Genomic DNA, 23,218 nt, shown 5'->3' with positions numbered 1-23,218 from the left:
GGTTTATTCAACCGACTGCGGGCGGGTAGGTTCAGCGGTAGCCGTGTGCGTCGCACTGTGGCCGCCAGCGGAACCTTTACCGTCGAAGTTAAAGGATGGACGAACCCAGTCGCTGTGGCGCGGTGCTTCTGGCACGTATGCCGGTGCCGGCGCTCGGGTCATCGGCGCAGAGGCACGGTTGGCATCGGAAGATTTCGCCACAGGTGCTGGAGTGGTCACAACCGGTTCAGCAGCGACTGGCGCGGCAACCACCGGAGTTTCCTCGACCGGAGCCTGTTCAACAGCCGGTTCTTCTGCGACAGGCGCACTGTCAATCACCGGCGCGGGCTCAACCACTGGCGCGGTTTCAACAACCGGCGTTTCGGCCTCGGTTTTCGCTTCTTCAACGATAGCCGGTGCTTCAGCGACAACCACTTCTTGTGCAACGGTTTCTTCTTCCACTGCAGCAGGCGCTTCTTCCTCTACCGACGCAGGCGTTTCTTCCTGCGCTGGCGCCGTTTCTTGCGCCACGATAACCGGTTCGGCAACGGCTGCCGGAGCGGCCACTTCAGGTGCTTCAGCGACGGTTTCAACAACCTCTGGCTCGGTAACGACAGCCTGTTCAGCGGCTTGCGCTACGATTGGCTGTTCTGCTACGTCCTGCTCAGCCGGTGCTTCCGCTTCGGTTTGCACCTGAGCTATCGGGTAGGTAATCCACACTTTACCGGAGGCCAGTTCTGGCGACGCGCAGGCGACGGTCAGCGGCATCGGCGACTGGGTCGGGTAACGCTCGTCACGGTAACGACGACGACGCTGACCGCTGACGCGCAGATGGCGCGGAGAACGACGTGAACGACGCGGCATGCCGTTGTTATCACGACCTTCCGTATTGTCGTCCTGCTCGCTCTGTACCGGGGCATCAACCACCGCCGGCAGATCGACTTTCGCCAGGGCGGTACGCGGCGCTTCCTGCTGCGGTTCATCAGCAATCAGTTCACGAGCGGCGGTCTGCTCCGGGGTTTCGATGCGAACTTTGTGTGCCAGCTGACGCGGTTTGCGGCGCGGCATAGTCTGTACGCGTTCTTCTTGTGCGGCTTCCGGCGCGGCAGCAGCCTGTTCTTCACGAACCTGTGGTTTCGCTTCCTGCGGCTGCTGACGTTTTTCGTCACTGCGACGGCGATTACGTTCGCGGCGAGACGGCTGCTGGTCGTCACGTGTGCGGGATTTTTCCGCGTCGTCCACGGCGTTCAGCTGGCGGTTTTCGCGCGCTTCAGACTGCTGCGGCTTCTCGCGACGGTTACGACGGTTATCGTCGCGACCTTCACGGCTTTCGCGCGGTTCGCGGCCTTCGGCGTTTTCGTTACGATCATTACGTTCGTTGCGGTCGTTACGACGATCGCTACGCTCATTGCGGTCGCGGCGGTTGTTCTGACGCGGCTTGCGGCGTTCCTGCTGACGCTCAGGTTTCGCTTCCTGTTTCTCTGGCTGTGCTTCAACCGCTTTTTCCGGGCTATCGGCAAACAGGTTTTTCAGCGCAGCAAAGAAACGAGAGAGCAGGCCTGGGGCAGCCGGCGCGGCGGCGGCAGCTGCTTTTGGCTGAGCGACGGCCGGAGCGGCTTTCTCTGCGGTAGGCTCAGGAACTTCTGGCATAACGAAGGTGGCTAGCGCCGGTTGCTCAGGCAGCTTACGCTCAACAAACTCTTCTTCAACCGGCAGCGCCATGGCTTCTTCGTGCAGCTTCGGCAGCAGGTAGCTCAGCGTGGTGGTTTCTTCGCCTTTACGCACGCGCAGCACAGAGTAGTGCGGGGTTTCCATCTCGTCGTTCGGCACGATGATGCAACGAACGCCGCCCTGGCGGGATTCAATGGCGCTTACCGCAGCACGTTTTTCGTTCAACAGGTAAGACGCAATCGGCACCGGGACGATAGCGTGGACTTCTTTGGTGTTCTCTTTCAGCGCTTCTTCTTCAATCAGACGCAGAATGGAGAGCGACAGCGATTCGTTGTCACGCACGGTGCCGGTACCGGAGCAGCGTGGGCAGACGTGGTGGCTGGATTCGCCCAGCGACGGGCTCAGACGCTGACGAGACATCTCCAGCAGGCCGAAGCGGGAAATGTGGCTAATCTGGATACGCGCGCGGTCCTGACGGACAGCTTCACGCAGGCGGTTTTCTACCGCGCGCTGGTGGCGTACCGGCGTCATATCGATAAAGTCGATAACAATCAGACCGCCAAGGTCACGCAGACGCAGCTGGCGAGCAATCTCATCGGCCGCTTCGAGGTTGGTGTTGAACGCGGTTTCTTCGATATCGCCGCCGCGGGTTGCTCGCGCGGAGTTGATGTCGATAGCGGTCAGCGCTTCGGTACTGTCGATAACGATAGAGCCGCCTGACGGCAGACGCACTTCACGCTGGAAGGCGGATTCAATCTGCGATTCAATCTGGTAGTGGCTGAACAGCGGGATTTCACCGGTGTACAGTTTGATTTTGCTGCTGAAATCCGGACGGCCCAGTGCAGAAATGTGCTGACGCGCCATTTCCATGACTTTCGGGTTGTCGATGAGGATTTCGCCGATGTCCTGGCGCAGGTAGTCGCGGAAGGCACGCACGATCACGTTACTTTCCTGGTGAATCAGGAAAGGCGCAGGGCGGCTTTCAGCGGCTTTCTGGATAGCTTCCCAGTGCTTCAGACGGAAGCTTAAGTCCCACTGCAGCGCTTCGGCAGATTTGCCGACGCCTGCGGTACGCACGATTAAGCCCATGCCGTCCGGCAGCTCGAGGCTGGCCAGCGCTTCTTTCAGTTCGGTGCGATCGTCGCCTTCGATACGGCGAGAGATACCGCCCGCGCGCGGGTTGTTCGGCATCAGCACCAGATAGCTGCCCGCCAGGCTGATAAAGGTCGTCAGCGCAGCGCCTTTGTTGCCGCGTTCTTCTTTATCGATCTGGACGATAACTTCCTGGCCTTCACGCAGCACATCTTTGATGTTTGGACGACCGTGAGAGCTGTAGTTGGCTGGGAAATATTCGCGAGCGATTTCTTTGAGGGGGAGGAAACCATGACGCTCGGCGCCGTAATCAACAAATGCGGCTTCGAGACTCGGTTCAATACGGGTAATTTTGCCTTTGTAGATGTTCGCTTTTTTCTGTTCGTGTCCTGGGCTTTCAATATCCAGATCGTACAGACGCTGCCCATCAACGAGGGCGACACGCAACTCTTCCTGCTGAGTTGCGTTGATTAACATTCTTTTCATCGTAACTTACTCATTATTCTTACATTGACGACTAAGCTGCGAGCAGAGTGTTGCCTTTCCGGGGTAAACCGATGGCCTCGTGACTATTCACGTCGCCAACCTCACGGTTGTCGCTCGCTTAAGAGGCGCAGAGTGTCGGTAGCCTGTGTTTCAAACGGAAACACAGCGCAATTATTTGGGGAACAGCCTGGGATAACTCTCCAGAGAAGATTCCATTTATACTCGTCATCTTTCAGAAGGTAGAGATTTGCACGGTTGTTTCCCGTTGCGTTATTTTTCTGCCATCTAAAATTCGTACAGTATATGTACCGGTAAGGACTGCAACTCGCAGCCCGCTAACTGTCTGAGGGATCAATACGTCTTACGCCATTGCTGCGTGGATGATCGAACAGACAAAACTGGTCATTCCGTCATACACTTTATCTTTCAGGCTACCTCGGCGTTGGCTGTGCTCGTTCACCTTTGTCACGTACTCAGGTACGTTCCAGCAGGGTCACTCGCTTGCCGCCTTGAGGCCGCTTGAATGATTTCGTGTATATATCCTTGTTATTCCAGGTTCACCACGGAAAACAGTTTCATTATTCCTTGGTAACCCGGTTATAGCAAGTTGACTTTCACCTTTTATCACCCGGTTACTCACAGTTTCTTCACCTGTCCGCTGAGATTGTTCTAATAACAAACAGCTCGCGGGGAAAAGCAACAGTGGTAAACGGAGCATGATAAATATAAGCATAGAAAAATGAGTGGCGCTAATGAGCCGGGATATTTAGAATCGCGCACCATGAAAACTGAGACTCCGACTGTAAAAATGGTTGCCATCAGCGCTGACGAAGCCGGGCAACGAATCGACAACTTTTTGCGCACCCAGCTAAAAGGGGTGCCGAAGAGCATGATTTATCGCATCTTGCGTAAGGGCGAGGTGCGGGTAAATAAAAAGCGCATCAAGCCTGAGTATAAGCTGGAGGCCGGCGATGAGGTGCGTATTCCGCCGGTGCGCGTAGCCGAACGTGAAGAAGATGCCGTATCGCCGCATTTGCAAAAAGTGGCGGCGCTGAGCGACGTTATCCTGTACGAAGACGATCACATCCTCGTGCTGAACAAACCTTCCGGCACGGCGGTACACGGCGGTAGCGGCCTAAGTTTCGGCGTGATTGAAGGGCTGCGCGCGCTGCGTCCGGAAGCGCGCTTCCTGGAGCTGGTCCACCGTCTTGACCGTGACACCTCCGGCGTGCTGCTGGTGGCGAAGAAGCGGTCGGCGCTGCGTTCGCTGCATGAACAGCTGCGCGAGAAAGGGATGCAGAAAGACTACCTGGCGCTGGTGCGTGGGCAGTGGCAGTCCCACGTGAAGGCTGTACAGGCGCCGCTGCTGAAAAACATTCTGCAGAGCGGCGAGCGCATCGTACGCGTTAGCCAGGAGGGTAAGCCATCGGAAACCCGCTTCAAAATAGAAGAACGTTACGCGTTCGCCACGCTGGTACGCTGTAGCCCGGTAACCGGACGTACGCACCAGATCCGCGTGCATACCCAGCACGCGGGGCACCCGATTGCCTTTGACGATCGTTATGGCGATCGCGAGTTTGACAAACAGCTGACGGGCACCGGGCTGAATCGTCTGTTTTTGCACGCCGCGGCGCTGAAGTTCACCCACCCGGGGACCGGCGAAGTGATGCGCGTGGAAGCGCCGATGGATGACCAGCTCAAGCGCTGTCTCCAGGTGCTACGCAACCAGAAGTAAGCTAAAACGGGCCGCCTGGCCCGTTTTTTATGCCTTGCGAAGACGAACGGCAACGCTTTTCTCTTTAATCGGCAGGTTCACCAGCGCCGCCAGCAGCGCTAGCGCGATATCCGCATACCACACCCACGTCAGGCTGCCTTCATATTGCATCGCGACGCCGCCCAGCCACGCACCGAAGAAAGCGCCAATCTGATGGCTAAACAGCGTAAAGCCAAACAGCGTAGCCAGGTAGCGCGTGCCGAACAGTTTGCCAATGATACCGGCGGTGGGCGGTACGGTGGCCAGCCAGGTAAAACCGATGGCGCAAGCAAAGAGATAAAAAGCCGTCTCGGATTTTGACGATAGCAGGAAGAGGGCGATCATTACCGCGCGCGAGGCGTAGAGTACCGCCAGAATGTACTTCATCCGATAGCGCTTGCCGAGAAACCCTGCCACGATGCTGCCGACAATGTTGCACAGACCAATCAGCGACAGGCTGATGGCGGGCACCGTGGCGTCGTGGCCGCATAGGGCCGCTTCTGTAGGCAGGTGGGTCGTCAGAAACGCTACGTGAAAGCCGCAGGTCAAAAAGCCTGCATGCAGCAGCAAATAGCTGGGATTGCGAAAGGCGAGGGCGATCTGCTGCTTTAATCCCGCATCGGCTGCAACATGAACGGTGGGGGCTGCCGCCTGACGCTTTGCGCCACGGCACAGCAGCCATGATGGGAAAATGGTGGCCAGCGCGGCCATTGCCAGAAAGACCAGCCCGGAAGCCATCCCACGGAGGCCGATAATCAACTGTACCAGCGGCGCGAAGATAAACTGGCCAACCGAGCCCCCGGCGTTAATCAGCCCGCTGGCCATTGAGCCTTTATCGGTCGGTAGTCGGCTGGCCACGACGCCAATCAGTACCGAAAAGCTGCCTGCCGCTGCGCCCGCCGGGCTGAGAAGGCCTTGGGCCAGCGTTAATGGCAGGAACGACGCCGCCCAAAGCGTCCCCAGTTGCCCCAGTGCAATCATGACTGCGCCGAGTACCAGCACGCTGAATGCGCCGCGTTTATCCGCCCATGCGCCAAATAGCGGCTGGAAAGCGCCCCACATCAGTTGGCCGATAGCCAACGCCATGCTGATTTCGGCAATACTCATTGAGGTTTGCATGACGATCGGATGAACGAACAGACCGACGGTCTGACGGATGCCCATCGTGATCATCAGGATCACGCTGGCGAGCGTTATTGGCAGCCATAGAGAAGAAGCGGATTGCGATGGCGTGCTCACGATGCACTCCTGTTGTCATTGTTATCAATGACGAGAGAGTACTGAGAGCGACGCTAAAATGCTACGTTCCCTCAGCCCGCCGTCGCGGTGAGCTGAGGGGAAAAGGTTAAGGTTTTAACCATTTATCCAGCCAGGGGAATACTTCCTCCTGCTGTTGCCGGTAAAAGACGTGCCCAAGCTCTGGCCAGCTCTTCGTCACCAGCATATCGTCGGCTTTTTGCGAGGCCCACACTTTGTGGACTTTGGCAAAGGCATCGCTCACCGCTTTCGCCGGGAACAGCTTGTCCTGTCCACCGCTGAAAATCAGCATCGGTTTCGGTGCGGCAATGCTGGCAATATCGGGGATATCCATCTTTGCGGGCATTCCCGGATGCAGCATATAAAAGGCCGACTGCCCGCGCAGCACGTTGTTACCCGGCGTCATCAGGCCATCGTAGGTGCCGAACCAGGAGATAACCGCAGTGGCCGCCACCTTCCCGGAAAGCGCCGCCAACTGCCAGGCGCGGAAGCCGCCCATTGAGAAGCCCAGTACGCCGATGCGTTTGCTATCGACCCCTTTCAACGAGGCGACAAAGTCAACGGTACGCATATCTTCATAGGCAACCTCACCGGCCAGCGAACGTCCGAGATTGAAATAGTTACTGGCTAGCGCCTGCTGCTGCTCATAAACCATCGGGCCACGGTCGCCCCAGCCGGGGCTGTCGATGGCGATAACCACATAGCCGCGTTTTGCCAGCTCGTCACCGATAAAACGTCCGCTGAAGAACTTATCGGCCCACGCCTGGGCGCTAGCGAGCTGCTCGGCATTGCCCCACGGGCGAATCAGCTTCTCTTTACCGATATCAAACTTTGAACCGTGGTCATGAAGCAGGACTATCGCCGGATGAGGGCCGGGCGTTTTTGGCGTCAGCATCAGGGCGGAGATGCGGTTATCGTCGGTAATGTTGAGCGCGAGTTTTTTTGCGGTGTAGCTGCCACGGTCTTCACTGGCGATAATCTGCTCATCGAACGGTTTGGTAGCGTCCGGCGTCAGCAACGCCTGGCGGAATTCCCGGCGCGCGTGCTGCTGCCAGCTTTTAAAATCAGAATAATGCCCGGAAAGCCATGAGTCAGGATATTGCATCTGAGTTTTCATCTGTTGCCAGCTGGCAGGAAGGTTGCCTTCAACTACGCCTTGTTTCTGCCAGTCATCAGCGGCATTAGCCTGAGTTGCGGTTAGTATTGCCAGCATAAATAATATTTTACGTTTGCCACGCATGCTCACCCCTTAAATCAAAACAATGTTTCAATATGGAGTCAGGGATTTTAGCGGCGCTGGAAAAATAAACTGTGATCGCAGAAGGAATAAGCAAAATTGCGGGTGGGGCGTCGCATAGCTTGGCGACGCCTGGCGTGGCGCTAATCTAACAGCGGATTATGATTTTCTCGTCGTAACATTTTGCACAGCGCAATCAGCGGTAAACCGACCAGGGTATTCGGATCGCGTCCTTCAAGACGGTCGAAGAGGGCAATGCCCAGACCTTCACTTTTGAAGCTCCCGGCGCAGTTAAGCGGATTCTCTTTGCGAATATAGGTGGCAATTTCCTGTTCGCTCAGATGGCGAAAATGTACATCAAACGGTTCACATTCCGTCTGGAGATGACCATTTGCTGAATTATACAGCGCCAGTCCGGTATAAAAGGTCACCACATTACCGCTGGCCTTTTTTAATTGTAAGCGCGCATTTTCCTCGGTATGCGGTTTGCCGGTAATTTCCCCTTCCAGCATACAGACCTGATCGGAACCAATAATAAGATGGTTCGGAAAGCGTTCCGCCAGCGCCTGTGCCTTTAGCTGCGCCAGTCGCAGCACCAGACTGCGCGGGGTTTCGCCAGGTAGCGGCAGTTCGTCAATCTCCGGCGCGGCGCATTCGAAGGCGATACCGAGCTTCTCAAGCAGCTGTTTGCGATAAGGGGAGGTGGAGGCAAGAATCAAATCAGGCATAATTTTTCAAATAGACTGTAGCGAATTAGATTCCGACATTTTAAACTATAGGCCGCAATGTGTGCGAATTATTGGCAAAAGGCAACCTGAGGCTGCCTTTTTCTTTGACTCTATGACGTTACAAAGTTAATATGCGCGCCCTATGCAAAAGGTAAAATTACCCCTGACTCTCGATCCGGTTCGTACGGCTCAAAAACGCCTTGATTACCAGGGTATCTATACCCCCGATCAGGCGGAGCGCGTCGCCGTGTCCGTAGTCAGTGTAGACAGTGATGTGGAATGCGAAATGTCCTTCGCTATCGATAACCAACGCCTCGCGGTCATCACCGGTGATGCGAAGGTCACGGTATCGTTGGAATGTCAGCGTTGCGGGAAACCGTTTACTCATCATGTTTACACAAAGTATTGTTTCAGCCCGGTCAAGAATGACGATCAGGTTGAGGCACTCCCGGAAGCGTATGAGCCGATTGAGGTTAACGAATTCGGTGAAATCGATCTGCTGGCGTTGGTTGAAGATGAAATCATCCTCTCCTTGCCGGTAGTTCCGGTGCATGATTCTGAACACTGTGAAGTGTCCGAGGCGGACATGGTCTTTGGCGAACTGCCTGAAGAGGCGAAGAAACCAAACCCATTTGCCGTATTAGCCAGCTTAAAGCAAAAGTAATTGAGGAGTAAGGTCCATGGCCGTACAACAGAATAAACCAACCCGTTCCAAACGTGGCATGCGTCGTTCTCATGACGCTCTGACCGCAGTCACCAGCCTGTCTGTAGACAAAACTTCTGGTGAACAACACCTGCGTCACCACATCACTGCCGACGGTTACTACCGTGGCCGTAAGGTAATCGCTAAGTAATCACGCGCAAGCGTGATTATGCTTAGTGAGGAATTTCCCCGTTCACGCGGGGAAACACCGAACCAGGCGGCGAAGATACCTTGACACGTCTAACCCTGGCGTTAGATGTCATGGGGGGCGATTTTGGCCCTTCCGTGACGGTGCCTGCAGCATTGCAGGCACTGAGTTCTAATCCGCAACTCTCACTTCTATTAGTCGGCAATCCCGACGACATTACGCCATTACTTGCCAGAGCTGACTTCGAACAACGTTCGCGTTTGCAGATTATTCCTGCCCAGTCGGTTATTGCCAGTGATGAGCGGCCATCGCATGCTATCCGCCACAGCCGCGGTAGTTCAATGCGCGTGGCGCTGGAGATGGTGAAAGAAGGGCGTGCTGAAGCCTGCGTCAGTGCGGGAAATACCGGCGCGCTGATGGGGCTGGCCAAATTGCTGCTCAAGCCTATTCAGGGGATTGAGCGTCCGGCGCTGGTGACGGTGTTACCGCATCAGCAGAAGGGCAAGACGGTAGTGCTGGACCTGGGTGCTAACGTCGACTGTGACAGTACCATGCTGGTGCAGTTTGCCGTCATGGGGTCGGTGATGGCGGAGGAAGTGCTGGGGATTGCTAATCCGCGCGTGGCCTTGCTTAACATCGGCGAAGAAGAGATTAAGGGTCATGATAGTATTCGTGATGCCTCATTAGTGCTAAAAACAATCTCTTCTCTGAATTATATCGGCTATCTTGAAGCCAATGAGCTGTTAACGGGCAAAACCGACGTTCTGGTTTGCGACGGCTTTACAGGAAACGTCACCTTAAAGACGATGGAAGGGGTAGTGCGTATGTTCCTTTCGCTGCTGAAATCGCAGAGTGAGGGGAAAAAACGGTCGTGGTGGCTGATTTTATTAAAGCGTTGGTTACAAAAAAGCCTGACAAGGCGATTCAGTCACCTCAACCCCGACCAGTATAATGGCGCCTGTCTGTTAGGATTGCGCGGCACGGTGATTAAGAGCCATGGCGCTGCTAATCAGCGAGCCTTTGCAATCGCCATTGAACAGGCAGTGCAGGCGGTGCAGCGACAAGTTCCTCAGCGAATTGCCGCTCGCCTGGAATCCGTATACCCCGCAGGGTTTGATAGAGCGGAGTCTGGCAAGTAATCAAGCCAGCTGCGCCGTGTGTCAAACTGGGCGGCTATATTAGCGAAAAGTGACTGAGCGTACATGTATACGAAGATTATTGGTACCGGCAGCTATCTGCCTGAGCAAGTGCGGACTAACGCCGATCTGGAAAAAATGGTTGATACGTCTGACGAGTGGATTGTCACCCGTACAGGTATCCGTGAGCGCCGTATTGCTGGCCCTGATGAAAACGTGTCTACGCTGGGTTACGAAGCGGCCAAACGCGCGCTGGATATGGCGGGCATCGAGGCAAGCGAGCTGGGGCTGATTGTGGTTGCGACCACGTCTGCTACCCATGCGTTCCCGAGCGCGGCCTGCCAGATTCAGGACATGCTGGGCGTGAAAGGCGCGCCGGCATTTGATATCGCTGCGGCCTGCGCGGGCTTTACCTATGCGCTGAGCGTGGCCGATCAGTACGTGAAGTCCGGTGCGGTGAAATACGCGCTGGTCGTCGGTGCGGATACGCTGGCGCGAACCTGCGATCCTACCGATCGCGGCACGATCATTATCTTCGGTGATGGCGCGGGCGCCGTCGTGCTGGGCGCATCCGAAGAACCGGGGATTATCTCTACCCATCTGCATGCAGACGGTAGCTACGGTAAGCTGCTGACGCTGCCGAACGCCGATCGCGTCCACCCGGAAAACGCCATCCATCTGACGATGGCCGGTAACGAAGTCTTTAAAGTCGCGGTGACCGAGCTGGCGCACATCGTTGATGAAACGCTGGAAGCCAACAACCTCGACCGTTCTGAGCTGGACTGGCTGGTGCCGCACCAGGCGAACTTACGTATTATCAGCGCGACGGCGAAAAAGCTCGGCATGTCCATGGACAACGTCGTGGTGACCCTTGACCGTCACGGCAATACCTCGGCCGCTTCCGTACCGTGCGCGTTTGACGAAGCTGTCCGCGACGGCCGCATTAAGCGCGGTCAACTGGTGCTGCTGGAAGCCTTCGGCGGCGGGTTCACCTGGGGCTCTGCGCTGGTTCGTTTCTAAGTATAAGGATAAAAAACATGACGCAATTCGCTTTCGTGTTCCCTGGGCAGGGTTCACAGGCGGTAGGCATGCTGTCTGAACTGGCAGCAACCTACCCGGTTATCGAAGAAACTTTTCATGAAGCTTCCGCAGCTCTGGGCTATGATCTGTGGGCGTTGACCCAGCAGGGGCCTGCTGAAGAGCTGAACAAAACCTGGCAGACCCAGCCTGCGCTGCTGACGGCTTCCGTTGCGCTGTATCGTTTATGGCAGCAGCAGGGCGGTAAAGCGCCGGCGCTGATGGCCGGTCACAGCCTGGGCGAATACTCCGCGCTGGTTTGCGCGGGTGTGATTGCTTTCGCCGACGCGGTGCGTCTGGTTGAGATGCGCGGCAAGTTTATGCAGGAAGCCGTTCCGGAAGGTACCGGCGGCATGTCGGCTATCATCGGCCTTGACGATGCTGCTATCGCCAAAGCGTGCGAAGAATCTGCCGAAGGGCAGGTTGTCTCTCCGGTTAACTTCAACTCGCCGGGCCAGGTGGTTATCGCTGGTCATAAAGAAGCGGTTGAACGTGCGGGCGCAGCCTGTAAAGCCGCTGGCGCGAAGCGTGCGCTGCCGCTGCCGGTCAGCGTGCCGTCTCACTGCGCGCTGATGAAGCCTGCCGCTGAGAAACTGGCGGTTGAGCTGCAAAAAATCACCTTTAACGCGCCGACCGTTCCGGTAGTGAACAACGTTGACGTGAAGTGCGAAACCGACGGCGACGCGATTCGCGACGCGCTGGTTCGCCAGCTGTACAGCCCGGTTCAGTGGACCAAAACCGTTGAGTTTATGGCTTCCCAGGGCGTAGAGCATCTGTATGAAGTTGGTCCGGGTAAAGTCCTCACCGGCCTGACCAAACGTATTGTAGATACCCTGACTGCATCGGCCATCAATGAGCCGGCTGCCCTGTCAGCGGCACTTGCGCAATAAAAGAGGAAAGCATGAGCTTTGAAGGAAAAATTGCCCTGGTAACAGGTGCAAGCCGCGGTATTGGCCGCGCAATCGCTGAAACTCTCGTCGCTCGCGGCGCAAAAGTTATCGGCACTGCGACCAGCGAAAGCGGCGCGCAGGCGATCAGTGACTATCTGGGTGCTAACGGTAAAGGTCTGATGTTGAATGTGACCGACCCGGCATCTATTGAATCTGTTCTGGGAAATATCCGCGCGGAATTTGGCGAAGTCGACATTCTGGTCAATAATGCCGGGATTACTCGTGATAACCTGTTAATGCGCATGAAAGATGACGAGTGGAACGATATCCTCGAAACCAACCTGTCATCTGTTTTCCGTCTGTCAAAAGCGGTAATGCGCGCTATGATGAAAAAGCGTCATGGGCGTATCATCACTATCGGTTCTGTGGTTGGTACCATGGGAAATGCGGGTCAGGCTAACTACGCTGCGGCGAAAGCAGGCCTGATCGGCTTCAGTAAATCACTGGCGCGTGAAGTTGCGTCACGCGGAATTACTGTGAACGTTGTTGCTCCGGGCTTTATTGAAACGGACATGACGCGTGCGCTGACCGATGAGCAGCGTGCGGGTACACTGGCGGCAGTTCCTGCGGGGCGCCTCGGCTCTCCAAATGAAATCGCCAGTGCGGTTGCATTTTTGGCCTCCGACGAAGCAAGTTACATCACTGGTGAAACGTTGCACGTAAACGGCGGGATGTACATGGTCTGACCGTGTTTTGCACAAAGTGCTCAGACAACGGGCAATCTACGTATGTCTGAGCATGATTAGTGCAAAATCATTTGCGTTATGAGGGCAAAAACCCGCAAAATAGCGTAAAATCGTGGTATGACCTGCCGGGATTTAGTTGCAAATTTTTCAACATTTTATACACTACGAAAACCATCGCGAAAGCGAGTTTTGATAGGAAATTTAAGAGTATGAGCACTATCGAAGAACGCGTTAAGAAAATCATCGGCGAACAGCTGGGCGTTAAGCAGGAAGAAGTGACCAACAATGCTTCCTTCGTTGAAGACCTGGGCGCAGATTCTCTTGACACCGTTGAGCTGGTAATGGCTCTGGAAGAAGAGTTTGATACTGAGATTCCGGACGAAGAAGCTGAGAAAATCACCACCGTTCAGGCTGCCATTGATTACATCAACGGTCACCAGGCGTAAGTGAACATCTCCAGGCGGTCATTCGACCGCCTGAGTTTTATCCTTTTGTCCCACAAGTATCTATTTAATCCCTCCCTGGAGGACAAACGTGTCTAAGCGTCGTGTAGTTGTGACCGGACTGGGCATGTTGTCTCCTGTCGGCAATACCGTAGAGTCTACCTGGAAAGCTCTCCTTGCCGGTCAGAGTGGCATCAGCCTGATCGACCATTTCGATACTAGCGCCTATGCAACCAAATTTGCTGGCTTAGTAAAGGATTTTAACTGTGATGACATTATCTCGCGTAAAGAACAGCGCAAGATGGATGCCTTCATTCAATATGGAATTGTCGCTGGCGTTCAGGCCATGCAGGATTCTGGCCTTGAAATAACGGAAGAGAACGCTCACCGTATTGGCGCCGCTATCGGCTCCGGTATCGGCGGTCTCGGTCTTATTGAAGAAAACCATACCTCTTTGGTAAACGGTGGACCGCGTAAGATTAGCCCGTTCTTCGTTCCGTCGACGATTGTTAATATGGTGGCAGGTCACCTGACCATCATGTTCGGTTTGCGTGGGCCAAGCATCTCTATCGCGACCGCCTGTACTTCCGGTGTGCATAACATCGGTCAGGCAGCACGTATTATCGCCTATGGCGATGCGGATGCGATGGTTGCCGGTGGCGCAGAAAAAGCCAGTACCCCGCTGGGTGTCGGTGGCTTCGGTGCTGCGCGTGCGCTGTCTACGCGTAACGACAACCCGCAGGCGGCAAGCCGTCCGTGGGATAAAGAGCGCGACGGCTTTGTGCTGGGCGACGGCGCAGGCATGGTGGTACTCGAAGAGTACGAGCACGCGAAAAAACGCGGCGCGAAAATCTATGCTGAAGTCGTTGGTTTCGGTATGAGCAGCGATGCGTATCATATGACGTCACCGCCGGAAAACGGCGCGGGCGCAGCGTTGGCGATGGTTAACGCCATTCGCGACGCGGGTATTGAAGCGGGCCAGATTGGCTACGTTAACGCCCACGGTACCTCTACGCCAGCGGGCGATAAAGCAGAAGCACAGGCCGTGAAGTCCGTCTTCGGCGACGCCGCTAGCCGCGTGCTGGTCAGCTCCACCAAATCGATGACCGGCCACCTGCTGGGCGCGGCGGGTGCAGTAGAATCTATCTACTCCATCCTCGCGCTGCGCGATCAGGCCGTTCCGCCGACCATCAACCTGGATAACCCGGATGAAGGTTGCGACCTGGACTTCGTGCCTCACGAAGCACGTCAGGTGAGCGGCATGGAGTACACGCTGTGTAACTCCTTCGGCTTTGGTGGTACCAATGGCTCGCTGATCTTTAAAAAAGTCTGAGCCAGACGGCCTGATGGCTGTCGGTCACTATGCTGATATAGGCCCGCCTGGCGGGCCTTTTTTATTCAGCTTTCTCTGCTTGTTCAACACGTTCCATCCTGCCAAACTACCCGTCCATCGATAAGGAGCCGCTATGTTCTTAATTAATGGCGTCGAGCAGTATACCCTCGCGGTGAATGACCGTGCCACACAGTTTGGTGATGGCTGTTTTACCACCGCGCGCGTGGTGAATGGACGCGTCCAGATGCTTGCTGCCCACCTCGGGCGGCTTAAACAGGCTTGCCAGCGGCTGTCTTTAACCTTTGATGCGTGGGCGACGCTGGAGCAGGAAATGCAGCAGCTCGCACGCCAGCAATTCGATGGCGTACTGAAAGCGATCATCAGCCGCGGCCCCGGCGGACGCGGCTATAGCGCCAGCGGCTGCCACGCGCCGACGCGCATTGTCTCGACTGCCGCGGCGCCTGCGCACTATGCCGAATGGAAGGCGCGGGGTATCACGCTGGCGCTCAGCCCGGTTCCCCTGGGACGCAATCCTTATCTTGCGGGTATTAAGCACCTCAATCGCCTTGAACAGGTGCTGATTCGTTCTCATCTTGAGCAGACAAACGCCGATGAGGCCCTTGTCCTTGACAGCGACGGGTGGCTTACGGAATGCTGTGCCGCCAATCTGTTCTGGCGCTGCGGCCGCGATGTGTATACGCCGCGCCTCGAGCATGCGGGGGTGAACGGTATTATGCGGCAATTTATTATCGCCCAACTGGCACCGACGGCCTATCGCGTGGTCGAAGTGAATGCGCCGCTATCGGCGCTGGAACAGGCGGATGAAGTGCTGATATGCAACGCGCTGATGCCGGTTGTCCCCGTTCAACGCTATGCGGATTTGCACTGGTCAGCCCGCGAGCTTTACCAATTTTTAGCCCCAATTTGTGAGTCGTCTGATTAGCATGATGAAACTGTTACGCTTTGTTCTGTTGGTATTGATTGTTCTTGGCATTGCCGCTGGCGTCGGTATGTGGAAAGTGCGTCAGATGGCGGATAGCGCGCTGCTGATTAAAGAAGATACCGTCTTTACGCTGAAAGCCGGGACCGGGCGCCTGGCGCTGGGCGACCAGCTGTATGCCGACAAGGTGATAAACCGTCCGCGCGTCTTTCAGTGGCTGCTGCGCCTGGAGCCAGAACTCTCGCATTTTAAGGCCGGTACCTATCGCTTTACCCCGCAGATGACCGTCCGTGAGATGCTGCAGCTGTTAGCCAGCGGTAAAGAAGCCCAGTTCCCGCTGCGCTTTGTTGAAGGTATGCGTCTGAGCGATTATCTGAAGCAGCTGCGTGAGGCGCCTTATATCAAGCATACGCTCAGCGATGATAGCTACGCCACCGTCGCGAAAGCGCTGGCGCTGGATAACCCTGAGTGGGTTGAAGGCTGGTTCTGGCCGGATACCTGGATGTATACCGCCAATACCACCGACGTGGCCATCCTCAAACGCGCGCATCAGAAGATGGTGACCCAGGTCGATAAAGTCTGGGAAGGGCGGATGGACAACCTGCCGTATCAGGATAAGAACCAGCTGGTGACCATGGCGTCGATCGTTGAAAAAGAGACGGCGGTGCCGGAAGAGCGCGATCGCGTGGCGTCGGTGTTTATCAATCGATTGCGCATCGGCATGCGCTTGCAGACGGATCCAACGGTCATCTACGGGATGGGGGAGCGCTACGACGGCAAAATCTCGCGTAAGGATCTTGAGACCCCAACCGCGTATAATACCTACACGATTTCCGGCCTGCCGCCGGGGGCGATTGCCAGCCCGGGCGAAGCGTCGCTGAATGCCGCCGCGCATCCGGCTAAAACGCCGTATCTGTATTTTGTGGCAGATGGTAAAGGCGGGCATACGTTTAATACCAATCTTGCAGACCATAACCGGTCGGTGCAGGGTTACCTGAAAGTGCTAAAGGATAAAAATGCGCAGTAATTACATCGTCATTGAAGGACTGGAAGGAGCGGGCAAAACCACCGCGCGGGATGTGGTTGTGGAAACATTGCGCGACCTCGGCGTGAACGATCTGCTGTTTACCCGCGAGCCGGGTGGTACCGTGCTGGCGGAAAAGCTGCGCAGTCTGGTGCTGGACATTAAATCGGTCGGCGACGAAGTGATTACCGATAAAGCGGAAGTGCTGATGTTCTACGCCGCCCGCGTGCAGCTGGTTGAAACGGTGATCAAACCGGCGCTGGCAAGCGGGCAGTGGGTGATTGGCGATCGTCATGATCTTTCCACCCAGGCCTACCAGGGCGGCGGCCGCGGTATCGATCGTACGATGCTGGCGACCCTGCGCGACGCGGTGCTGGGCGATTTCCGCCCGAACCTGACCCTTTACCTCGACGTGACGCCGGAAGTCGGCCTCAAGCGCGCCCGCGCCCGTGGCGATCTGGATCGCATTGAGCAAGAGTCGCTGAACTTCTTTAATCGCACCCGCGCGCGCTATCTTGAACTGGCGGCGGCGGATGACAGCATTATCACCGTTGACGCGACTCAAGCGCTGGAGAAAGTGATGAGTGATATTCGCGCCGCGGTCACCGCGTGGGTAGCGGAGCAGCAGGCATGAAATGGTATCCGTGGTTACGCCCGCCGTTTGAACAGCTCGTCACGAGCTATCAGGTCGGACGTGGTCACCATGCGCTGCTGGTTCAGGCGCGCAGCGGAATGGGGGCCGACTCGCTGGTCTACGCCATCACCCGTTTTTTGATGTGCCAGAACCCGGACGGCCATAAAAGCTGCGGCCAGTGCCATAGCTGTCAGCTGATGCAGGCGGGGACACACCCTGACTACTACGCGCTGCAGCCCGAGAAGGGCAAGAGCACGTTAGGTATCGACGCGGTACGCGAGGTGAGCGAAAAACTGTATGAACATTCTCGCCTGGGTGGGGCAAAGGTGGTGTGGATAGCGGATGCCACGCTGTTGACCGAAGCCGCCGCCAACGCGTTGCTGAAAACGCTGGAAGAACCACCGAAAAACACCTGGTTCTTCCTCGCTTGCCAGGAGCCTGCTCGGCTGCTGGCAACGCTGCGTAGCCGCTGTCGTTTTTTCCATCTGGTGCCGCCGAGCGAGCAGTACGCGCTGGCGTGGCTGGAGCGAGAAAACAGCGCCTCGCGCGATACGCTGCTGACGGCGCTGCGTTTGTCCGATCATGCGCCCGCCGCGGCGCTGGAGCTGTTGGCCCCTGAGACCTGGGCCACGCGCGAAAAATTTTGTCAGGCGCTGGGCGTGACGCTCAACAGCGGCGACTGGCTGGCATTTATGCCATCGCTGAACCATGATTCAGTCGTGCAGCGTTTACACTGGCTGTCATCGTTGCTGCTTGATGCCCTCAAATATCAGCAGCGTATTACGCGGCTGACCAATGCCGATAGCCTGACGCTGGTAGCCCAGCTGGCGCAAACGCTTTCTGCCGCGCGCCTGCAGGCGATTGTCGCCGATGCATGCGCTTGCCGTGAACAGCTGCAAAGCGTCACGGGGCTGAACCGCGAACTTATTCTCACCGAGCGCCTTCTGCGCTGGGAACACTATCTGCAACCTGGTGCGGTGCTGCCGGTATCTCACCTCTAAGAGAGACATCATGTTTTTAGTCGACTCGCATTGCCATCTCGATGGCCTTGATTATCAATCCCTGCATAAAGACGTGGATGACGTGATGGCGAAAGCCGCCGCGCGCGACGTCCGCTTTGCCCTGGCGGTGGCGACGACGCTGCCGGGCTATCATCGTATGCGTGAGCTGGTGGGCAATCGCCCGGAAGTGGTCTTTTCCTGCGGCGTGCATCCGCTCAATCAGGATGAACCGTACGATGTTGAAGAGCTGCGCCGTCTGGCGGCAGAAGAGGGCGTGGTCGCAATGGGCGAAACCGGCCTTGACTACTTCTATACGCCGGAAACCAAACCGCAGCAGCAGCTGTCGTTCCGTCACCATATTCAGATTGGCCGTGAGCTGAATAAGCCGGTGATCGTCCATACCCGTGACGCCCGCGCCGATACGCTGGCTATCCTGCGAGAAGAAAAAGTGACGGATTGCGGCGGTGTACTACACTGTTTCACTGAAGACGTGGAGACCGCAGGCAAGCTGTTGGATATGGGGTTCTATATCTCCTTTTCCGGGATTGTGACCTTCCGTAATGCGGAGCAACTGCGCGAAGCCGCGCGCTATGTCCCGCTGGACAGGCTGCTGGTCGAGACCGATTCGCCTTATCTGGCGCCGGTACCGCATCGCGGTAAAGAAAATCAGCCGGCGATGGTGCGTGATGTCGCTGAGTACATGGCGGTGCTGAAGGGCGTAAGCGTTGAACAGCTGGCGCAGCAGACCACTGAAAACTTCTCGACTCTCTTCCATATCGATCCCGCGCGTCTGCAATCCGCCTGATTTCCGAGCTTATTTTATTGCTCGTAATTAATGGTTAAAGCGAGTACAGTTCACCGCCGTAAAAGTGGCGGTGAATGTTAATCTTGCAACATACAGACACGTTTTCTGTAAAGAAGATTAGGTTTTTTCGCCATAGCTCTTTGAAACGTGATAACCGTCAAACAAAATCGCGGGGATTTATTTTACTCTGTGTAATAAATAAAAAGGGCACTTAGATGTCCTGTCCCTGGTGAGTCTCTCCCCTCTCACCGATGCGTGAAAACGTAGATAAAAGTACAAAAAACTCAGGAGCACTCCTTATTATGTTTAAGAATGCATTTGCTAACCTGCAGAAGGTCGGTAAATCGCTGATGCTGCCGGTTTCCGTGCTGCCTATCGCAGGTATCCTGCTGGGCGTCGGTTCCGCAAACTTCAGCTGGCTGCCAGCCGTCGTTTCTCATGTTATGGCAGAAGCAGGCGGTTCTGTTTTTGCTAACATGCCGCTTATCTTCGCTATCGGTGTGGCGTTAGGCTTCACCAATAACGATGGCGTATCCGCACTGGCCTCAGTCGTCGCTTATGGCATCATGGTGAAAACCATGGCTGTGGTTGCGCCGCTGGTACTGCACTTACCGGCTGAAGAAATTGCCGCTAAACACCTGGCTGATACCGGTGTGCTCGGCGGTATTATCTCTGGTGCTATCGCTGCGTACATGTTCAACCGCTTCTACCGCATTAAGCTGCCAGAATATCTGGGCTTCTTCGCGGGCAAGCGCTTTGTACCGATCATCTCAGGTCTGGCCGCTATCTTTACCGGCGTGATCCTGTCCTTCATCTGGCCGCCAATCGGTACCGCTATCCAGACCTTCTCTCAGTGGGCTGCTTACCAGAACCCGGTTGTCGCGTTCGGTATCTACGGCTTCATCGAGCGTTGCCTGGTGCCGTTCGGTCTGCACCATATCTGGAACGTTCCTTTCCAGATGCAGATCGGCGAATACACCAACGCGGCAGGTCAGGTATTCCACGGCGACATCCCGCGTTACATGGCGGGCGACCCGACTGCGGGCAAACTGTCCGGTGGCTTCCTGTTCAAAATGTACGGTCTGCCGGCAGCGGCTATCGCTATCTGGCACTCTGCTAAACCAGAGAACCGCGCGAAAGTGGGCGGTATCATGATCTCCGCAGCGCTGACCTCGTTCCTGACCGGTATCACCGAGCCGATCGAGTTCTCCTTCATGTTCGTTGCGCCGATCCTGTACGTTATCCACGCGATTCTGGCGGGTCTGGCGTTCCCGATCTGTATCCTGCTGGGTATGCGTGACGGTACTTCGTTCTCTCACGGTCTGATCGACTTTATCGTTCTGTCCGGTAACAGCAGCAAGCTGTGGCTGTTCCCGATTGTCGGTATTTGCTATGCGATCGTATACTACGTTATCTTCCGCGTGCTGATTAAAGCACTGGATCTGAAAACGCCGGGTCGTGAAGACACCACTGAAGAATCCAAAGCGGGCGCAACCAGTGAAATGGCTCCGGCGCTGATTGCAGCCTTCGGCGGTAAAGAAAACATCACCAACCTCGACGCTTGTATCACCCGTCTGCGCGTCAGCGTAGCCGACGTCGCCAAAGTGGATCAGGCTGGCCTGAAGAAACTGGGCGCTGCGGGTGTGGTTGTTGCAGGTTCCGGCGTTCAGGCGATTTTCGGGACCAAATCCGATAACCTGAAAACCGAGATGGACGACTATATTCGCAATAACTAAGTTATTTCGAAGTCGAAAATTTGGGGAGACTAAGGCAGCCGAATGGCTGCCTTTTTTACGTCTGCCGGATGGGAGCCGCTCCCGGCGGCGCTTCGCCTGGACGGGCTACCAGGAAGCTGTAGCTCTGACGAGGCACGTCTGTGCCCGCGATGCTCAGGCAGACAAAAAAGGGAGCCACAAGGCTCCCTTTTTTGTCTGGCAATTAAATCAGAACTGATAGCTGGCGGTAATGCTCACGTTGCGTGGTTCACCGTAAACGATAGAACCGTCGATATTGGTATCGTAGGTTTTATCAAACAGGTTGTTGATATTGCCCTGTAGGGCAAAGTTTTTGGTGACCTGGTAGCGGGTGAATAAATCCACCAGCGCATAGCTGCCTTGCTCGGCGCGGAAGGTGCCGAATGGCGTCACGGTATCTTTGTACACCCGGTTCTGCCAGTTCACGCCGCCACCGACGGTCAGATCCGGCATCATCGGCAGACGATAGCGAGTAAACATCTTCACGGTGGTGCGCGGCAGATTCGGGTTTACCGCCTTGCCATCGCTGTCTTCCGCCACGTAGCGGGTGGCCCCGAAGGTCATCTGCCAGTTATCGGTGAGCGCGCCGTTAATTTCAAACTCTACGCCTTTGCTGACGGTGCCGTCGACGGTAGTGTAGGCGATTTCGCCGTTGCTGCCGGCAATCGGCACACCGGTCGACTGCCCCAGGTTATCCTGCTCAATGCGGAACACGGACAGGGTCGTGGTCAGGCGACTGTCCATCCAGTCGGATTTCAGACCCACCTCGTAGTTGTTGCCGGTAATCGGCTTCAGGTATTTACCGGAACTGTCTTTGTCGTTTTGCGGCTGGAAGATGGAGGTATAGCTGGCGTAGGTTGACCAGTTATCATTGATGTCATACACCAGGCCCGCGTACGGCGTGGTGTGATTTTGCTCCATATTGTAGGACAGCGTGCTGACGCTCCAGTTGGTATAACGCGCGCCGATAATCAGATGCAGCGGGTCGGCCAGCGAAAAACGAGTGGCGGCATACAGCGACTTCATGCGCGTGGTATCGTCCTGCGCCAGGCTCTGCGAGGTCCAGTTGGTTTCCGGGAAGCTGGCGCTGTTGAAATTATCAAAGTTACCTATTTGATCCGGGAAGACGTTGTCCCAGGCGCTGAAGTAACGGTTATTTTGTTTGCTATAGCTGCCGCCGAACATCAGGTTGTGCTGACGGCCAAACAGATCGTAGCTGCCATCGGTGTACAGATCGACAGCATCCACTTTGCGCTTGCCGCTGTTCCACCCGGTCCCGCCCACGTAGTCATAGCCTGGGCCGTAGTTGCTGTACGGACCAACCAGAGAACCGTCGGCTTTGTTCACGTAGGCATCGATGTACATCATTTTACTGTCGAATTTCACTTCGGAGTGGGTGGCATTCAGCGTTGCCTGCCAGGTATCGGCAAAGCGCTGCGTCAGCGTCATAAAGACCTTATTAATGTCTTTGTCGTTGTAGGCCCAATCCGGTGACGTACTGTGTGCGCGATCGTAATGGTTAGTGCTGCCGTCGGTATTCCAGCGCGGTAGGCCGCCCCAGGTTGGGCTATTGATATCAATACGTTGATATTCATAGCCAACGGAGAGGCTGGTGGTATCGCCAAGATCGGCATCGAGAATGCCGGAGAAGAAGGTTTTGTCGTTGTTATAACGGTCGAGCCAGGAATCGTTGTTCTGATAGCCAGCCACGATACGCGCACGCACTTTACCGTCTTCGGTCAGCGGACTTTGCAGGTCGGCAACGTAGCGCTGTTTATTCCAGCTGCCGTATTCGGCCGAAAGGTTGCCGGTAAACTCGCGGCTGGTGGCATGTTTGCGGACCATGTTGATGGCGGCAGAAGGATTGCCTGTCCCTGTCATCAGGCCGTTCGCGCCGCGCACCACTTCTACGCGTTCAAACAACGCGGTATCGGAAAGGGCATCGCCGAGGTTCCAGCGGGATTCAAAATAGGTCGGGATCCCGTCGACCATATAGTTGTCAATTTCAAAGCCGCGAGAGAAGTAGCTGGTACGGTCGGAGTCGGCCTGGCTGCTGGTAATGCCCATGGTGTTGTTCATCACATCGCCCAGCGTTTGCAACTGCTGATCCTGCATCCGCTGTTCGCTGACGATGGTGACCGACTGAGGAATATCGCGTTGGACCATCTGCATCTTCGTGCCGGCAGTGGTGGTTTTCACGCTGTAGTCCTGCGTTTCGCTATCGCTGCCCGTATTGCTGGTGCCGTCAACGACAATGGTATCTTCACTGGCGGCAAAGCTTAAGCCCGGTGACAACGCGAGCGCGATGCCCATTGCCAGCATTGACGGCGCCAGGCGGCCGCTGCGGATGTTCGAAGAGTGAGACATATAAACCCTTAATC

The 23,218-nt window shown here is 56.0% G+C and carries 21 protein-coding genes; 15 read left to right on the top strand and 6 right to left on the bottom strand.

What is annotated here, in order from left to right; all coding sequences use genetic code 11:
• Window positions 1-3: 3 nt before the first annotated feature.
• Complete coding sequence (gene rne / locus ABTW00_RS14210; protein WP_433636113.1) at window positions 4-3,228, bottom strand: ribonuclease E; 3,225 nt, start codon at window positions 3,226-3,228, stop codon at window positions 4-6.
• 781 nt (window positions 3,229-4,009) lie between these two features.
• On the opposite strand from rne, the gene rluC reads away from it, so the two are divergent.
• The gene (gene rluC, locus ABTW00_RS14205; RefSeq protein ID WP_167351068.1) at window positions 4,010-4,963 is read left to right on the top strand and encodes a 23S rRNA pseudouridine(955/2504/2580) synthase RluC; all 954 of its coding nucleotides are present in this window, start codon (window positions 4,010-4,012) and stop codon (window positions 4,961-4,963) included.
• A gap of 27 nt (window positions 4,964-4,990) precedes the next feature.
• Here the strand turns inward: rluC and ABTW00_RS14200 are convergent, their stop codons facing one another.
• From ABTW00_RS14200 to ABTW00_RS14190, 3 genes are all read right to left on the bottom strand, one after another.
• Window positions 4,991-6,220 (bottom strand): MFS transporter, encoded by a 1,230-nt coding sequence (locus ABTW00_RS14200; RefSeq protein ID WP_433636112.1) that lies wholly within the window; start codon window positions 6,218-6,220, stop codon window positions 4,991-4,993.
• Window positions 6,221-6,326: 106 nt separating this feature from the next.
• Window positions 6,327-7,451, bottom strand: a complete 1,125-nt coding sequence (locus ABTW00_RS14195) for a dienelactone hydrolase family protein (RefSeq protein ID WP_433641044.1) — start codon at window positions 7,449-7,451, stop codon at window positions 6,327-6,329.
• 167 nt (window positions 7,452-7,618) lie between these two features.
• Window positions 7,619-8,203, bottom strand: a complete 585-nt coding sequence (locus ABTW00_RS14190) for a Maf family protein (protein ID WP_271447314.1) — start codon at window positions 8,201-8,203, stop codon at window positions 7,619-7,621.
• Between the two features lie 142 nt (window positions 8,204-8,345).
• Here ABTW00_RS14190 and yceD point away from each other — a divergent pair, with 142 nt between their 5' ends.
• From yceD to ptsG, 14 genes are all read left to right on the top strand, one after another.
• Complete coding sequence (yceD, locus tag ABTW00_RS14185; protein WP_433636110.1) at window positions 8,346-8,867, top strand: 23S rRNA accumulation protein YceD; 522 nt, start codon at window positions 8,346-8,348, stop codon at window positions 8,865-8,867.
• Between the two features lie 16 nt (window positions 8,868-8,883).
• The gene (gene rpmF / locus ABTW00_RS14180; RefSeq protein ID WP_064549135.1) at window positions 8,884-9,057 is read left to right on the top strand and encodes a 50S ribosomal protein L32; all 174 of its coding nucleotides are present in this window, start codon (window positions 8,884-8,886) and stop codon (window positions 9,055-9,057) included.
• 80 nt (window positions 9,058-9,137) lie between these two features.
• Complete coding sequence (gene plsX / locus ABTW00_RS14175) at window positions 9,138-10,193, top strand: phosphate acyltransferase PlsX (RefSeq protein ID WP_074398851.1); 1,056 nt, start codon at window positions 9,138-9,140, stop codon at window positions 10,191-10,193.
• Window positions 10,194-10,256: 63 nt separating this feature from the next.
• Window positions 10,257-11,210 (top strand): beta-ketoacyl-ACP synthase III, encoded by a 954-nt coding sequence (locus tag ABTW00_RS14170; protein ID WP_064549139.1) that lies wholly within the window; start codon window positions 10,257-10,259, stop codon window positions 11,208-11,210.
• A 17-nt stretch (window positions 11,211-11,227) separates the two neighbouring features.
• Complete coding sequence (gene fabD, locus ABTW00_RS14165; protein ID WP_064549141.1) at window positions 11,228-12,157, top strand: ACP S-malonyltransferase; 930 nt, start codon at window positions 11,228-11,230, stop codon at window positions 12,155-12,157.
• 11 nt (window positions 12,158-12,168) lie between these two features.
• Window positions 12,169-12,903 carry a 3-oxoacyl-ACP reductase FabG gene (fabG, locus tag ABTW00_RS14160; protein ID WP_064549143.1) on the top strand — a complete coding sequence of 245 codons (735 nt, stop codon included), beginning with the start codon at window positions 12,169-12,171 and terminating at the stop codon, window positions 12,901-12,903.
• A 209-nt stretch (window positions 12,904-13,112) separates the two neighbouring features.
• On the top strand, window positions 13,113-13,349 hold the full coding sequence (acpP, locus tag ABTW00_RS14155; protein WP_000103754.1) for an acyl carrier protein: 237 nt from the start codon (window positions 13,113-13,115) through the stop codon (window positions 13,347-13,349).
• 88 nt (window positions 13,350-13,437) lie between these two features.
• Window positions 13,438-14,679, top strand: coding sequence for a beta-ketoacyl-ACP synthase II (fabF, locus tag ABTW00_RS14150; RefSeq protein ID WP_065356299.1), 1,242 nt, complete (start codon window positions 13,438-13,440; stop codon window positions 14,677-14,679).
• Window positions 14,680-14,812: 133 nt separating this feature from the next.
• Window positions 14,813-15,622 carry an aminodeoxychorismate lyase gene (gene pabC / locus ABTW00_RS14145; RefSeq protein ID WP_433636108.1) on the top strand — a complete coding sequence of 270 codons (810 nt, stop codon included), beginning with the start codon at window positions 14,813-14,815 and terminating at the stop codon, window positions 15,620-15,622.
• A 1-nt stretch (window position 15,623) separates the two neighbouring features.
• Window positions 15,624-16,646, top strand: a complete 1,023-nt coding sequence (gene yceG, locus ABTW00_RS14140; protein WP_064549160.1) for a cell division protein YceG — start codon at window positions 15,624-15,626, stop codon at window positions 16,644-16,646.
• Window positions 16,636-17,277 (top strand): dTMP kinase, encoded by a 642-nt coding sequence (gene tmk, locus ABTW00_RS14135; RefSeq protein ID WP_065356302.1) that lies wholly within the window; start codon window positions 16,636-16,638, stop codon window positions 17,275-17,277. Before yceG ends, tmk begins: the two co-directional genes overlap by 11 nt.
• Window positions 17,274-18,278: a DNA polymerase III subunit delta' gene (gene holB / locus ABTW00_RS14130; protein WP_065356303.1), complete on the top strand. Its 1,005-nt coding sequence runs from the start codon at window positions 17,274-17,276 to the stop codon at window positions 18,276-18,278. Before tmk ends, holB begins: the two co-directional genes overlap by 4 nt.
• 10 nt (window positions 18,279-18,288) lie before the next feature.
• Window positions 18,289-19,083 carry a metal-dependent hydrolase gene (locus tag ABTW00_RS14125; RefSeq protein ID WP_065356304.1) on the top strand — a complete coding sequence of 265 codons (795 nt, stop codon included), beginning with the start codon at window positions 18,289-18,291 and terminating at the stop codon, window positions 19,081-19,083.
• 302 nt (window positions 19,084-19,385) lie between these two features.
• A complete protein-coding gene (gene ptsG / locus ABTW00_RS14120) occupies window positions 19,386-20,819 on the top strand; it encodes a PTS glucose transporter subunit IIBC (protein WP_064549167.1) in 1,434 nt (477 codons plus the stop codon).
• A 55-nt stretch (window positions 20,820-20,874) separates the two neighbouring features.
• Here the strand turns inward: ptsG and ABTW00_RS14115 are convergent, their stop codons facing one another.
• Complete coding sequence (locus ABTW00_RS14115) at window positions 20,875-20,997, bottom strand: hypothetical protein (protein ID WP_433636106.1); 123 nt, start codon at window positions 20,995-20,997, stop codon at window positions 20,875-20,877.
• A 29-nt stretch (window positions 20,998-21,026) separates the two neighbouring features.
• Window positions 21,027-23,204, bottom strand: coding sequence for a ferric-rhodotorulic acid/ferric-coprogen receptor FhuE (gene fhuE, locus ABTW00_RS14110; RefSeq protein ID WP_433636105.1), 2,178 nt, complete (start codon window positions 23,202-23,204; stop codon window positions 21,027-21,029).
• Window positions 23,205-23,218: the final 14 nt, after the last annotated feature.

It is taken from the genome of Kluyvera georgiana (assembly GCF_050990895.1).
In the GTDB taxonomy this organism is placed as follows: Bacteria; Pseudomonadota; Gammaproteobacteria; order Enterobacterales; family Enterobacteriaceae; genus Kluyvera; species Kluyvera georgiana.
This window is presented reverse-complemented; position numbering and strand designations above follow the sequence as displayed.

What these genes read in the sequence shown, in the direction of transcription:
- rne (WP_433636113.1), bottom strand. Translation starts at nt 3,228, where the DNA reads ATGAAAAGAATGTTAATCAACGCAACTCAGCAGGAAGAGTTGCGTGTC.
- rluC (WP_167351068.1), top strand. Translation starts at nt 4,010, where the DNA reads ATGAAAACTGAGACTCCGACTGTAAAAATGGTTGCCATCAGCGCTGAC.
- ABTW00_RS14195 (WP_433641044.1), bottom strand. Translation starts at nt 7,451, where the DNA reads ATGCTGGCAATACTAACCGCAACTCAGGCTAATGCCGCTGATGACTGG.
- ABTW00_RS14190 (WP_271447314.1), bottom strand. Translation starts at nt 8,203, where the DNA reads ATGCCTGATTTGATTCTTGCCTCCACCTCCCCTTATCGCAAACAGCTG.
- yceD (WP_433636110.1), top strand. Translation starts at nt 8,346, where the DNA reads ATGCAAAAGGTAAAATTACCCCTGACTCTCGATCCGGTTCGTACGGCT.
- rpmF (WP_064549135.1), top strand. Translation starts at nt 8,884, where the DNA reads ATGGCCGTACAACAGAATAAACCAACCCGTTCCAAACGTGGCATGCGT.
- ABTW00_RS14170 (WP_064549139.1), top strand. Translation starts at nt 10,257, where the DNA reads ATGTATACGAAGATTATTGGTACCGGCAGCTATCTGCCTGAGCAAGTG.
- fabD (WP_064549141.1), top strand. Translation starts at nt 11,228, where the DNA reads ATGACGCAATTCGCTTTCGTGTTCCCTGGGCAGGGTTCACAGGCGGTA.
- fabG (WP_064549143.1), top strand. Translation starts at nt 12,169, where the DNA reads ATGAGCTTTGAAGGAAAAATTGCCCTGGTAACAGGTGCAAGCCGCGGT.
- acpP (WP_000103754.1), top strand. Translation starts at nt 13,113, where the DNA reads ATGAGCACTATCGAAGAACGCGTTAAGAAAATCATCGGCGAACAGCTG.
- pabC (WP_433636108.1), top strand. Translation starts at nt 14,813, where the DNA reads ATGTTCTTAATTAATGGCGTCGAGCAGTATACCCTCGCGGTGAATGAC.
- yceG (WP_064549160.1), top strand. Translation starts at nt 15,624, where the DNA reads ATGATGAAACTGTTACGCTTTGTTCTGTTGGTATTGATTGTTCTTGGC.
- tmk (WP_065356302.1), top strand. Translation starts at nt 16,636, where the DNA reads ATGCGCAGTAATTACATCGTCATTGAAGGACTGGAAGGAGCGGGCAAA.
- holB (WP_065356303.1), top strand. Translation starts at nt 17,274, where the DNA reads ATGAAATGGTATCCGTGGTTACGCCCGCCGTTTGAACAGCTCGTCACG.
- ABTW00_RS14125 (WP_065356304.1), top strand. Translation starts at nt 18,289, where the DNA reads ATGTTTTTAGTCGACTCGCATTGCCATCTCGATGGCCTTGATTATCAA.
- ptsG (WP_064549167.1), top strand. Translation starts at nt 19,386, where the DNA reads ATGTTTAAGAATGCATTTGCTAACCTGCAGAAGGTCGGTAAATCGCTG.
- fhuE (WP_433636105.1), bottom strand. Translation starts at nt 23,204, where the DNA reads ATGTCTCACTCTTCGAACATCCGCAGCGGCCGCCTGGCGCCGTCAATG.